Source organism: Streptomyces monticola, from assembly GCF_042665355.1.
GTDB lineage: Bacteria > Actinomycetota > Actinomycetes > Streptomycetales > Streptomycetaceae > Streptomyces > Streptomyces monticola.
In genome coordinates, this window is sequence record NZ_JBHTCF010000001.1 from 146035 (window position 1) to 159043 (window position 13009).

General features: G+C 72.1%; 11 protein-coding genes. 8 read left to right on the forward strand and 3 right to left on the reverse strand.

Going from position 1 to position 13009, the window contains the following annotated elements:
* Position 1 precedes the first annotated feature (1 nt).
* Together ACFQVC_RS00580 and ACFQVC_RS00585 are read left to right on the forward strand one after the other, a co-directional pair.
* Positions 2 to 790 (forward strand): M23 family metallopeptidase, encoded by a 789-nt coding sequence (locus ACFQVC_RS00580; protein WP_381825194.1) that lies wholly within the window; start codon positions 2 to 4, stop codon positions 788 to 790.
* A gap of 222 nt (positions 791 to 1012) precedes the next feature.
* Complete coding sequence (locus tag ACFQVC_RS00585) at positions 1013 to 1717, forward strand: GntR family transcriptional regulator (protein WP_381825196.1); 705 nt, start codon at positions 1013 to 1015, stop codon at positions 1715 to 1717.
* 294 nt (positions 1718 to 2011) lie between these two features.
* Here ACFQVC_RS00585 and ACFQVC_RS00590 read toward each other — a convergent pair whose 3' ends face one another.
* Entirely contained in the window at positions 2012 to 2293 is a 282-nt protein-coding gene (locus tag ACFQVC_RS00590; protein ID WP_076095604.1) for an HPr family phosphocarrier protein, read from the reverse strand.
* Between the two features lie 294 nt (positions 2294 to 2587).
* On the opposite strand from ACFQVC_RS00590, the gene ACFQVC_RS00595 reads away from it, so the two are divergent.
* The 4 genes from ACFQVC_RS00595 (at position 2588) to ACFQVC_RS00610 (ending at position 8119) form a co-directional block, all read left to right on the forward strand.
* Positions 2588 to 5527: a bifunctional acetate--CoA ligase family protein/GNAT family N-acetyltransferase gene (locus ACFQVC_RS00595; protein WP_381825198.1), complete on the forward strand. Its 2940-nt coding sequence runs from the start codon at positions 2588 to 2590 to the stop codon at positions 5525 to 5527.
* A 75-nt stretch (positions 5528 to 5602) separates the two neighbouring features.
* Positions 5603 to 6199: a DUF5998 family protein gene (locus tag ACFQVC_RS00600; RefSeq protein WP_381825200.1), complete on the forward strand. Its 597-nt coding sequence runs from the start codon at positions 5603 to 5605 to the stop codon at positions 6197 to 6199.
* On the forward strand, positions 6199 to 7407 hold the full coding sequence (locus tag ACFQVC_RS00605) for an alkaline phosphatase family protein (protein WP_381825202.1): 1209 nt from the start codon (positions 6199 to 6201) through the stop codon (positions 7405 to 7407). The genes ACFQVC_RS00600 and ACFQVC_RS00605 overlap by 1 nt, the downstream gene beginning before the upstream one ends.
* A 52-nt stretch (positions 7408 to 7459) precedes the next feature.
* Entirely contained in the window at positions 7460 to 8119 is a 660-nt protein-coding gene (locus tag ACFQVC_RS00610; RefSeq protein WP_381825204.1) for a thymidine kinase, read from the forward strand.
* A 39-nt stretch (positions 8120 to 8158) separates the two neighbouring features.
* Here ACFQVC_RS00610 and ACFQVC_RS00615 read toward each other — a convergent pair whose 3' ends face one another.
* Positions 8159 to 8932, reverse strand: a complete 774-nt coding sequence (locus ACFQVC_RS00615) for a VOC family protein (protein ID WP_381825206.1) — start codon at positions 8930 to 8932, stop codon at positions 8159 to 8161.
* Positions 8933 to 9179: 247 nt separating this feature from the next.
* On the opposite strand from ACFQVC_RS00615, the gene ACFQVC_RS00620 reads away from it, so the two are divergent.
* Positions 9180 to 10031: a sulfurtransferase gene (locus ACFQVC_RS00620; RefSeq protein WP_381825208.1), complete on the forward strand. Its 852-nt coding sequence runs from the start codon at positions 9180 to 9182 to the stop codon at positions 10029 to 10031.
* Positions 10032 to 10173: 142 nt separating this feature from the next.
* Here ACFQVC_RS00620 and sepH read toward each other — a convergent pair whose 3' ends face one another.
* The gene (gene sepH, locus ACFQVC_RS00625) at positions 10174 to 11304 is read right to left on the reverse strand and encodes a septation protein SepH (RefSeq protein WP_381825210.1); all 1131 of its coding nucleotides are present in this window, start codon (positions 11302 to 11304) and stop codon (positions 10174 to 10176) included.
* Between the two features lie 463 nt (positions 11305 to 11767).
* Here sepH and ACFQVC_RS00630 point away from each other — a divergent pair, with 463 nt between their 5' ends.
* Complete coding sequence (locus ACFQVC_RS00630) at positions 11768 to 12994, forward strand: hypothetical protein (RefSeq protein ID WP_381825212.1); 1227 nt, start codon at positions 11768 to 11770, stop codon at positions 12992 to 12994.
* Positions 12995 to 13009 lie beyond the last annotated feature (15 nt).

A 13009-nucleotide genomic window follows, 5' to 3' on the forward strand; every position in this document is an offset into this window, starting at 1 on the left:
CATGGCCTTCGCCCGTGCCACCGGGAAGCACCGCCGTCCGAACCGTCTGACGCGCAAGAGCGCCAACATCGCGGGCGTAGCCGCCCTCACCACGACCGGCGTCATCGGCACCCTTGCCTCCCCGGCACTCGCCGCGGACACCGCCGCCGCCGAAGACACCGGCATCAACCAGGCCGTCTCCGTGGGCGGTTCGCTCGCCGACCACATCGACGCCCAGGCCGTCGCCCAGCAGGAGGCCGCCGAGCAGGCCGCCGCGCAGAAGAAGGCCGAGGAGAAGGCCGAGGCCGAGGCCAAGCGCAAGGCCGAGGCGAAGGCGAAGAAGGAGCGCGAGGAGAAGGAGCGCAAGGAGCGCGCTGCCCGCGAGGCCGAGCGCAAGCGCCTCAACAGCTTCACCTCGCCGATCCCCGGCTCCTACGTCTCCACCGGCTACAAGACCGGCGGCGCCGTCTGGTCCTCCGGCAGCCACACCGGCATCGACTTCCACGCCGCGTCCGGCACCGCCGTGCACGCGGTCGGCTCGGGCACCGTCGTCGAGGCGGGCTGGGGCGGCTCGTACGGCAACAACGTGGTGATCAAGATGAACGACGGTACGTACACGCAGTACGGCCACCTCTCGTCCATCGGCGTCTCGGTCGGCCAGTCCGTCACCCCGGGCTCCCAGATAGGCCTCTCGGGCGCCACCGGCAACGTGACAGGCCCGCACCTGCACTTCGAGGCCCGTACGTCCCCCGACTACGGCTCGGACATCGACCCGATCGCGTACCTGCGCTCGCACGGCGTGAGCGTCTGACACGACGCCGCGTCAAGGAAGGCCCCTGGCACTCGCCGGGGGCCTTCCTTGTGTGTGGGGCCCCGGGGCGTGTTCTGGCCAAAAGATATCCATGGATTCCCGCCGCCCATCGGAAATTCAAGTGTGCTGCAATAGAGTCACTTCTCGGCGTCGCTGAACGAGCGTCAATCGACCGCGTTTCACGGGGATGCGGCGCGTATTTCAAGAGTCGGAGGTCCGGTCATGCGCATTCCCGCGCACTCGGTATGCACGGCCATCCGGGACGACATCGTCGCCGGTGTCTTCGAGCGTGGCAGCCGGCTCACCGAGGAAGTGCTCGCCCGCCGCTACGGCGTCTCCCGGGTCCCGGTCCGCGAGGCCCTGCGCACGCTGGAGGCCGAGGGCTTCGTCAGCACCCGCAGACACGCGGGCGCCTGCGTCGCGGAGCCAAGCGCGCAGGAGGCGGCCGACCTCCTGGAAGTCCGGCTGCTGCTCGAACCGCTGGGCGCGGCCCGGGCCGCGCAGCGCCGCACCGAGGCACATCTCAAGGTCCTGCGCGGCCTGGTGCGGCTCGGTCAGGAGCGGGCCCGCAGAGGTCACAGCGAGGATCTGCGCTCCCTGGGCGGCTGGTTCCACGAGACGCTCGCCCAGGCCTCCGGAAGCGCCGGCCTCACCGCCCTGCTGACGCAGATGCGCCACAAGATCGCCTGGATGTACACCGTCGAGCCGCAGGGCAGGGCGGTGGAGGACTGGGCCGAGCACGGCGCGATCGTCGACGCGGTGGCCCGCGGCGACGCGGAGCGCGCGAGGGCGCTGACCGCTCAGCACGCCGAGCGCTCGACGGCCGGGCACCGGCTGCGGTTTCCGGGTGACGGGGGCCGGGTGGGGCGGGTGATCGCGGTGAGGGGTTCGCAACATTCCGTAAACATGGCGAGCGGTCGAAATTAACAGGCGCCGTATACAAAGGGGGATATTCGGCGGGGGTATTTTTTGCTGCCCATTTCCTGTCGACGTCGGCGTGAATTTTGGTTGCGGATTCTTTTACCCCCTCCCCGCCCCTTCCCGAAAGTCCTCAGCGGACAGCTGCCCTCAATCGCCGGACGGGCTGATATATCAGCCCGTCCGGCGATCGCGGTGCGGGATGGCGGGAGGGGGAACAACGACAGGTGCCCCGCAGACCCGGGGGTCTGCGGGGCACCCGCTGAAGCGATTCGCCTGTTCAGGTCAGGCGGAGCCGTGGGCTCAGACGGTCTCGGGGAGCTCCTCGAGACCCTCCGCGACCAGCTTCGCCAGACGGTCGAGCGCGGCGTCCGCGCCATCGGCGTCGGAGGCCAGCACGATCTCCTCGCCACCCTGCGCGCCCAGGCCGAGCACCGCGAGCATGGACGCGGCGTTGACCGGGTTGCCGTCGGCCTTGGCGATCGTCACGGGGACACCCGCGGCGGTGGCCGCACGGACGAAGATGGAGGCGGGACGGGCGTGGAGGCCCTCGGCCCAGCCGACGTTGACGCGGCGCTCAGCCATGTGATGCTGCCCTTCAGGTTTCACTCAAGCCTTGTCTAGACCACTGTCTCATATCTCGACGGGTGCTCCGGCAAGTCTTTCGTCCGTACTCCCGCCGCCCTTCGGCCCTCCTACCTTGCATCGAGCCCGGCAGGCCCGCGACCCGTACCGGACCCTGCCGCGCACGGTCACCGTACCGGCCTCGCGCATGGTCACCCGTACCGCCCACACGCGCCGGCCCGGACCGCCCGCGCCCCGGATCGGCGGCGTCCGCACCCCCTACCAAGAGCGCCCGCCCGCCGTACCCTGGGCCGCATGCAGACCCCGCCAGAGCACGCCGGGTACCCCGCCCACTGGGAGGCCGACGTGGTGCTGCGCGACGGCGGCACCGCGCGGATCAGGCCCATCACCACCGAGGACGCGGACCGGCTTGTCAGCTTCTACGAGCAGGTCTCCGACGAGTCCAAGTACTACCGCTTCTTCGCCCCGTACCCCCGTCTGTCCGACAAGGACGTGCACCGCTTCACGCACCACGACTACGTCGACCGGGTCGGCCTCGCGGTCACCGTCGGCGGCGAGTTCATCGCGACGGTCCGCTACGACCGCATCGACGCCACCGGACGCCCCGCCGCCGCGCCCGCCGACGAGGCCGAGGTCGCCTTCCTCGTGCAGGACGCCCACCAGGGCCGCGGTGTCGCCTCCGCGCTGCTCGAACACATCGCGGCGGTCGCGCGGGAGCGCGGCATCCGCAGGTTCGCGGCCGAGGTGCTGCCCGCCAACAACAAGATGATCAAGGTCTTCCGCGACGCCGGCTACGAGCAGAAGCGCAGCTTCGAGGACGGTGTCGTACGCCTGGAGTTTGACCTGGAGCCGACGGAAGCCTCCCTCGCCGTGCAGCGCGCCCGTGAACAGCGCGCCGAGGCCCGCTCCGTGCAGCGCCTGCTCACCCCCGGCTCCGTTGCCGTCATCGGCGCCGGGCGCCGTCCCGGCGGCATCGGCCGCACCGTTCTGCAGAGCCTGGTCCACTCCGGGTACAGCGGCCGCGCGTACGCGGTGAACAGCGCCTTCGACGCCGGGCAGAGCGAGCTGGACGGCGTCCCCGCGCACCGCTCGGTGACCGGGATCGACGAACCCGTCGACCTCGCGGTGGTCGCCGTACCCGCCGACCGCGTCCCGGCCGTCGTCGCCGAATGCGGCGAGCGCGGCGTCCAGGGCCTGGTCGTCCTCTCCGCCGGATACGCCGAGTCGGGGCCCGAAGGGCTGGCCCGGCAGCGGGAGTTGGTGCGCCAGGCGCGCTCGTACGGCATGCGCCTCATCGGCCCCAACGCCTTCGGCGTCATCAATACGTCGCCTCAGGTGCGCCTCAACGCCTCGCTCGCGCCCGCCATGCCGACGGCCGGGCGGATCGGCCTGTTCACCCAGTCCGGCGCCATCGGCATCGCCCTCCTGGCCGGTCTGCACCGGCGCGGCGCGGGCCTGTCGACCTTCGTCAGCGCGGGCAACCGGGCCGATGTGTCGGGCAACGACGTGCTGCAGTACTGGTACGACGAGCCGGACACGGACGTCGCGCTCATGTACCTCGAATCCATCGGCAATCCAAGGAAGTTCAGCCGCCTCGCCCGCCGCACGGCAGCCGTCAAACCGGTCGTCGTGGTCAAGGGCGCCCGGCACTCGGGCGCACCGACCGGCCATGCCGTACCCGCGACACGCATCCCGCACGAGACTGTCTCCGCGCTCCTGCGCCAGGCCGGTGTCATCCGCGTCGACACCGTCACCGAGCTGGTGGACGTGGGCCTGCTGCTCGCCGGGCAGCCGCTGCCCGCCGGGCCGCGGGTGGCGATCCTCGGCAACTCGGAGTCCCTCGGCGTGCTCACCTACGACGCGTGCCTGGCGCAGGGGCTGCGGCCGCTGCGCCCCCTGGACCTGACCACGGGTGCCACGCCGGACGACTTCCGGTCCGCGCTGTCCGCCGCGCTCGCGGACGCCGACTGCGACGCGGTGGTGGTGACGGCCATCCCGTGGGTCGGCGGCGAGGGGGCCGCGCAGTCCCCGCAGGCCCTGGCCGCGGCCCTGCGCGAGGCCGCCGCCGAGGGCCCGGCGAAGCCGGTCGCCGTGGTGGAGGTCGAGCTCGGCCATCTCGCGGAGGCGCTGTCGGCGGCCTCCCGTACGGCCCCCGGTGCACGGGCCCCGGGCGCACCCGCCCCGGAAGCGCCCGCCCCCGCACAGGCACGCGCGGCAGAGGCGGAAGCCCCTCGCGACACCCCGGCCGCCCCGGGCACCCCGGCCGAGGCCCCGGGCACCCCCGGCGCCTCGGCCGCCCCAGCCACCCCCGGCGCCCCAGCCGCCCCCACCCCCCAACTCCCCCCACCCGTCCCGCGCTCCACCGGCATCCCCTCCTACCCCGCCGCCGAACGCGCCGCCCGCGCCCTCGGTGAAGCCGTGAAGTACGCCCAGTGGCGCCGCGACCACGCCGAAAGCCCCGGCCGCGTGCCCGAGTACGACGACGTCGACGAGCGCGGCGCCGCCGAGCGCATCGACGCCCTCCTCGCCGCCCGCGACGGCGACCGCGGCTTCGACCTCGCCCCGGACGACGCCCACGACCTGCTGCGGCGGTACGGCATCCACGTACACCCGGCCAAGGCGGCACCCGAACCGGACGCTGCCGTGCTGGCCGCGGCGGAACTCGGCTATCCGGTCGCCCTGAAGACCACGGCGCCGCATCTGCGGCACCGCGCCGACCTCGGCGGCGTCCGCCTCGACCTGGCCAACGAGGCACAACTGCGCCGCGCGTACGCCGAGTTGACCGACACCTTCGGCAAGCCCGCGGAGCTGCGCCCGGTCGTGCAGGCCATGGTGCCGCGCGGGGTCGACACCGTCGTACGCGCCGCCATCGACCCGGCCGTCGGCGCGGTGCTGTCCTTCGGGCTCGCCGGGGCGCCGTCCGAGCTGCTCGGCGACACCGGGCACCGCCTGGTGCCGGTCACCGACCGGGACGCCGCGGGACTCATCAGATCGATCAGGACCGCCCCGCTCCTGTTCGGCTGGCGCGGCTCCGCGCCCGTCGACACCGCGGCACTCGAAGAGCTGCTGCTCCGGGTGTCACGCCTGGTCGACGACCATCCCGAGGTCGTCTCGGTCGGCCTCGAACCGGTGATCGTCGGACAGCGGGGCGTCTCCGCGCTCGGCGCCACCGTGCGGCTCGCCCCGCCCCCGGCCCGCACCGACCTCGGCCCGCGCACCCTGCCCGCCTACTGACGCCCGATACCGGCCCGAGCGCGGGCCGAGCACTGAGTGCCACGACGCTCCCCGGGCCCCCGTAGGATGGTGCGCATGGCGAAGACCGGTACGACGACCCAGGGGCTGCGAGCGGCGATCGAGCGCAGCGGCTATTACCCGGCCCTCGTGGCCGAGGCGGTGGAAGCCGCCGTCGGCGGGGAGCCGATCGCTTCGTACCTGGTGCACCAGGAGACCACCTTCGACGCCAACGAAGTGCGCCGCCATGTCACCGTGCTCGTCCTGACCGGCACCCGCTTCATCGTCAGTCACACCGACGAGCAGGCTGCCGACTCCACTTCTCCCACGCCGTACGCCACCACGTCCACGGAGTCCGTGAAGCTCGGCCGGATCTCTTCGGTCGTGGTCAGCCGTGTCGTCGCCAACCCGGAGAAGTACAAGCCCGGCAGCCTGCCCCGCGAAGTGCTGCTCACCATCGGCTGGGGCGCCGTCGCCCGGATCGACCTGGAGCCCGCGGCCTGCGGCGACCCCAACTGCGAGGCGGACCACGGCTATACGGGCAATTCGACCGCCGACGACCTGAGCCTGCGCGTCAGCGAGGCGGGTGACGGCCCCGACACCGTGCGCCAGACCCTGGAGTTCGCCCAGGCGCTCTCCGAAGCCACGGCCGCGACCGCGGCCCCCGGCCACTGATGGCCGAGCCCACCGCGCTCTGGCCGGACGACCCGGAGATCCTCACCGTCGACTCCGCCCCCGTGCCCGCCTACGGCACCGGTTCGCTCGCCGATCTGCTGCCCACGCTCGTGGCAGGAATGGGCGTCCAGGTCCCCGGCTCCGAGGCCGTCATCCCGGAACTCCTGCCGGCCGACCGGAACTGCGTCTTCCTGATCGACGGCCTCGGCTGGGAGCAGCTGCTCGCGCACCCCGACGAGGCGCCGTTTCTGACCTCCTTGATCAGCAGCTCGCGCGGCGGCACCGGGCGGCCCCTCACGGTCGGCTTCCCCGCCACCACCGCGACCTCCCTCGCCTCGGTCGGCACCGGCCTGCCGCCCGCCGCGCACGGACTGCCCGGCTACACCGTGCGGAACCCGGAGACCGGCGCGCTGATGAACCAGCTGCGCTGGAACCCATGGACCCCGCCGCACAGCTGGCAGCCCTACCCCACGGTCTTCCAGATCGCCGCCGAGGCCGGTGTGCACACCGCACAGGTCTCCTCCCCGGCCTTCGCGACCACCCCGCTCACCCAGGTCGCCCTCAGCGGCGGCACCTTCCACGGCCGCCTCTCCGGCGAGGAGCGCATGGACCTCGCGGCCGAGCAACTGGCCGCCGGTGAGCGGTCGTTGGTCTATACGTACTACTCCGAAGTGGACGGCAAGGGCCATCGTTTCGGTGTCGACTCCGACCCCTGGCGTGGCCAGCTGATGTATGTCGACCGCCTGGTGCAGCGCCTCGCGGAGCAGCTGCCGCCGCGTACCGCCCTGTATGTCACCGCCGACCACGGCATGATCGACATCCCCTTCGACGAGCAGCACCGGATCGACTTCGACGAGGACTGGGAGCTGCGCGCCGGCGTCGCCCTGCTCGGCGGCGAGGGCCGCGCCCGTCATGTCTACGCCGTCCCCGGCGCCGAGCACGACGTCCTCACCTGCTGGCGCGAGGTGCTCGGCGAGCAGTTCTGGGTGGCGAGCCGCGAAGAGGCCCTGGCAGCGGGCTGGTTCGGAAAGCCTGGCGCGTGCGACGAGCGGGTATACGGCCGCTTGGGAGATGTCATCGCCGCCGCCCGCGACGACGTCCTGATCATCGCCTCCGAGCGGGAGCCCAAGGAGTCGGCGATGGTCGGCAACCACGGTTCCATGACGGCGGTCGAGCAGCTTGTCCCGCTCCTCGAAGTCCGCACCTGAGCGCTGAGCGCCCGCACCTTCTTCCGTACGCCCCGAAAGGCCTCAACTCCCCATGCCCGAGCTGGTGTTCTTCTCCGGAACGATGGACTGCGGAAAGAGCACCCTCGCTCTGCAGATCGAGCACAACCGCTCGGCCCGCGGGCTGCAGGGCATGATCTTCACGCGTGACGACCGGGCGGGCGAGGGCAAGCTGTCCTCACGGCTCGGCCTGGTCGTGGATGCCATCGAGGCCGCGGAGGGCTTCGACTTCTACGCGTATCTCGTCGACCACCTCTCACAGGGCGGCCGCGTGGACTACGTCATCGCGGACGAGGCGCAGTTCCTGGCGCCGGACCAGATCGATCAACTGGCGCGCGTCGTCGACGACCTGGAACTCGATGTCTTCGCCTTCGGCATCACCACCGACTTCCGCTCCAAGCTCTTCCCCGGCTCCCAGCGCCTGGTCGAACTGGCCGACCGGATGGAGCGCCTCCAGGTCGAGGCCCTGTGCTGGTGCGGTGCCCGCGCCACGCACAACGCCCGCACCGTGGGCGGCCGGATGGTGATCGAGGGCGCGCAGGTCGTGGTGGGTGATGTGGACGCGGTGAACGACATCGGCTACGAAGTGCTGTGCCGGCGCCACCACAGCCGTCGTACGACGGCCGCGGGGGCCCACGCGGCGGCGCTCTCGCCGGATGTGCTGCCGGTCGACGAGTCGGTGCGCCGCCGCTGAGCCGAGGGCGTCGGACATCGCCCGGACTGCCCGGCGGTGTCAGGCGGGGGAGTGGACGACGGTGAAGACGGCACCCTCCGGGTCCGCGACGGTCGCCATCCTTCCATGGCCGCCCTCCGTGGGCTGGCGCAGCACATGCCCGCCGAGCTCCACGATCCGCGCGGCCGTTTCGTCGACGTCCTCGACCTCGAAGTACGTCATCCAGTGGGCGCCACGGTCGCGCGGCAGCGACTGCCCCACCCCGTGGATACCCGCCACCGGACGGCCGTCCAGATGCAGGGTCAGATAGTCGAAATCGGCGGATACCACGGCCTCTTCGGCGTAGTGGAAGACGGACTCGTAGAACTTGCCGACCGACGCCGTGTCCCGGGTCACCAGCTCGTTCCACACCGGGGTGCCGGGGAGGCCCTTGCCGGAGATGCCCAGGTGTTCCGTGGCCTGCCAGACGCCGAAGACGGCGCCCGCCGGGTCGGAGGCGATGGCCATCCGCCCCGCTTCGGCGGCATCGAGCGGGCCGACGGCCACGGTGCCGCCACAGCAGCGGATCGTGTCCACCGTGGCGTCGGCGTCATCGGTGGCCAGATAGGGCGTCCACGCGTTCGGCAGATGCCGATCGGGCGGAAGTTGGCCGATTCCGGCCACCTCTTGGCCGTCGAGCAGCGCACGTACGTAGGGGCCCAGCTGTTGTGGGCCGGGACGGAACTCCCAGCCGAACAGCGCGCCGTAGAAATCCTGGGTCGCGGCCATGCCATGCACCATCAGACTCACCCAGCAGGGCGTGCCAGGTGTGTGCCGAGCTGCGGACTCGGTCATCGTCTCTCTCTCCTCGGACCTTCATGGTGATCCACTGGGGTGCCGGACCAGATGCTTGCACCACCCGTCGCACCCTGCGCTCCGGCCGCGCCGCGCTCTGCGGGATCTTGGGAGAGGATGCCCGGATTGCGGCTGCTCACCCTGGTTTCCCCACCGGTGCCGGTTGATGTCGATCAACGGAACACCCGGCGGAGCAGGGTAACCGCCCCTGGACGGGGCGGCCAGACCTTGCGCAAGGATGTGCCCTATGAAAGCCATCATCTCTGGACCCGAACTTGCGAGCGACTTGAAGGGCGAGTACCCGCCAGTACTTTTGGATGTCCGTTGGCAGCTGAGCGCGGCGAAGGCGTCGGGTGAGCCGCCCTTCGACGGTCACAACGCGTATCTGACCGGACACATTCCCGGTGCCGTCTTCGTCGACCTGGACACCGCGCTTGCCGGTCCGCCCGGCGCCGGCGGCCGCCATCCGCTGCCGGACCCGGAGGTCTTCGGCGCCGCGATGCGCGCGGCCGGCGTCTCGGCCGACCGTGACGTGGTCGTGTACGACGGCGGCCAGGGCTGGGCCGCGGCGCGCGCCTGGTGGCTGCTGCGCTGGGCGGGGCATCCGTCCGTACGTGTCCTCGACGGCGGCCTGGCGGTCTGGGGCGACGAACTGACCACCGAGGTGCCGGTGCCCGCGCCGGGGGACTTCGTGCCCGCACCGGGGGCCGTCCCGGCCGTGGACGCCGACGGAGCGGCCTCCCTGGCCCGCAGCGGCCTCCTCCTCGACGCCCGCGCCGCGGAGCGCTACCGCGGCGACGTGGAGCCCATCGACCGGGTCGGCGGCCATATCCCCGGCGCGGTCTCGGCGCCCACCACGGAGAACGTCGGCCCCGACGGCCGCTTCCTGCCGCGCGCCGAACTGGCCGACCGCTTCAGGTCACTTGGCGCCACCGAGGACACGCAGGTCGGTGTCTACTGCGGCTCGGGTGTCTCCGGCGCCCACGAGATCCTCGCCCTTGCGGTGGCGGGCATCCCGGCGGCCCTGTACCCGGGCTCGTGGTCACAGTGGTCCGCGGACGAGTCACGGCCGGTGGCGACGGGGCCGGATCCGCAGTAGCGCGATCGATGGGGCACGGCGTAGGGGCCCGGGCCATGAGATGGCCCGGGCCCCTACGCCGTACGCGTGCTTACGTATTCACGTATTCACGCGCTCACGCGCTCACGCGCTCACGTACGGCTGATGTCGCTTCGTTTCTGCTTCATTCCTGCTTCTTGCGCCGTGTGCCGAACACGATCTCGTCCCAACTCGGCACCGCGGCCCGCCTGCCGGGGCGCACACCGTCGGCCTCCGCCTGCCGGTCCGTGGTGCCCACGAGCCGGTCGCGGTGTCCGGCGACCGAGCGCGGCATCAGCACATCCGCGTACGCGGAACCTGCGGACGCGGCCGGGGCCGGGGGCTCCTCGGCCTCCGGTTCCTGCTCGGGCTCCTCGGCGGTCGGCCGCTCCGTGGTGGTCGACGTGGTCGAAGCGGTCGTGGCCGAGGCCGCCGACGCGGTGGAAGCCGCCGGTCCCGGGGCGGGACGCTCGGGCACCACCATGTCGCCACGGAAGCTCGGCACCGCCTCCAGGAGGCTGGTCAGTGAGTCCCGCTCACGCTCCTGCTCCTCACCGCTCTCCGCCTCCATGGGCTCGGGCGCGGACGGCGAGGGCACGCTCGGGCGGTCCAACTGCCGGTCGAGGGCGCGGTCGAGCGGCCGGTCCCTGGGCAGCCGTGCGATCCGCGGCACGAACGGGAAGCTCGGCTCGGGTGGCGCGATGTCGTCGGACTCACCGATCAGTGAGCGCGCCTCGTCGTCCACGGCCTGCACGAGCCGCCGCGGCGGGTCGTAGGTCCAGCTCGCGGCGTGCGGTTCGGTCGCGACGCGGTAGACGAGCAGGACTTCCCAGGTGCCGTCGTCACGGCGCCATGAGTCCCACTGGACGGACTCCTTGTCGGCGCCGCGCAGGAGCAGCCGCTCCTGGACGGCCTCGCCGAGCTGGGGGCCGGTGTTCTCGCCGGGGCGGCGGACCGGGGTCTTGCGGGCCCGCTCCGCCATGAACGCGCGCTCGGCAAGGACGGGGCCCTCGAAGCGGCGCACCCGGTCGACGGGGATGCCGGCGAACTGGGCGACCTCTTCGGCGGATGCGCCGGCCCGTATCCGGGCCTGGATGTCGCGGGGGCGGAGGTGGCTCTCCACCTCGATCTCGATCTGGCCGAGGCGTGGGCGATCGCCGCGCACTGCCGCGCGCAGCCGTTCGTCGATCGGAAGCGTGTACTCCGTCGAGTCCGCAGCCTTCAACACCAGCCGTGTGCCGTCGTTGCTGACGGCCACGACACGCAGTTCGGGCATGGGGACCTCCCGGGTGGTGCCTGCCGACGTCACGTGCGTCGCTGCTTCCGCTAGTCGAGTGTGGCCTGCCCGGGTGCAGCCTGCCACAACCTTGCCGAGTTGCCCGGCGTGTCGGGCATGGGCCCTGGAGCGCCGTTATGGCACGGTTACCTATTCGCAACGCTAAGTGACCAAGTTGGTCACCCTGTGCAGCGAGCCCCCTCCCGGAGATGCTGAATCGCTCCCGGGCACCCAGGTTGGAGACCGGACCCAGGGCTGGCAACAGTACTCCATTCGGGCCACTCGGGTGGACCGCCGCGCCGCCGAAGTTCTCATGGGGCAAGGGAGTTGGCGGCCCTAGATCACAAACCCGCTGCTTACGAGGGTGTGCTGCTTCACAGAATCCCCCGAAACGGAACTATCCGCTTCGCCCAATTGTCACTTCTTAGTGCAGTCAGGAGCGAACGGCAATCAAGGGACGGGGATGGCAGACAAGGCAGATACCGGGCAAACCGGTAAGAAGCCGAAGGAAAAGAAGATCGACCTGAATGTGCCGCAGGTCGCGGGCGGTGCTGTCGCGGCGGTCGTCGCGGCCAAGCTGGCGTCGAGCTTCGGTGTCTACGGCACGATCCTCGGTGCCGGTCTGGTCAGTGTCATCGCGACCTGTGGTGGCACGGTCTTCCAGCACTTCTTCTCGCGCACCGGTGAGCAGGTGCGCGAGGTCGCCGTGAAGGCCAAGCCCAGAGGCCGCCAGGTGCCGATGACTTCGGACGGCCGTCCGGTGCCGTCCACGTTCCGCCCGGAGGCCACGGCCACCGGGCCCGTGAACCGTGCGGCCGCCGCCGGGGCCACGAGCGGTCCGGTGACGACCACGTGGCGGCCGGGGGCGGTCGGCGTGGACGCGGACAGGACCACGGCGCTGCCCACCGTGGCGGGGGCCGCCGCCGACGCGGACAGGACCACGGTGCTGCCCACCGTGGCCGGGGGGACGGCGGCCGAGGGGGCGCCCGGGGCGGAGAAGACCCAGCTGCTGTCCTCCGTCACCGTGCCCGCTGCCACCGGTGACGCCACGCAGATGCTGCCGCGGGCCGACGAGACGATGCTCCTGCGCAAGCCCGACGCCGCCGGAACGGGGGAGCCGGGCACCGACGAGGAGACCCGGCTGCTCGGCGCCGCGCTGCCGCTCGACGGAGTCTCCGGCCCGGATCAGGACGGGGCCACCGACGAGTACGGCGAGTCCACCGTGCACGGCAAGCGGATCAAGAGCTGGAAGCGGCCGCTCCTCGGGGCGGCGCTGGTCTTCGGTGTGACGATGGCGGGGATCACGGCGTACGAAATGGTCTCCGGCGACAGCTTCAGTGGCGGTCCCGGCACCACCGTCGGCAACGCGTGGCGGCCGGACTCCGCGAACTCCGGCAGCCGGCACGACGACACCCCGAAGGGCACGCCCTCGACCCCGTCGACCGACGGTCACTCCACCCCCGGCACCGGTCAGCAGTCCCCGGGCACCAACGACCCGACCGGCTCCCCGGACGACGGCCGCACCCACCCCACGCCGACCCCGAGCCCCTCGCACTCCGACAAGCCGACGCCCACGCCGACCCCGACGCCGCCCACCCCGACGCCCACGCCGCCGACCCCGGACCCGTCCGGTGACACCGGGGGAGCCGACGGGGGCCAGGGGCAGAGCCAGGGCGGCACGCCCGAGTAGCCCCGCGCGCCCGGA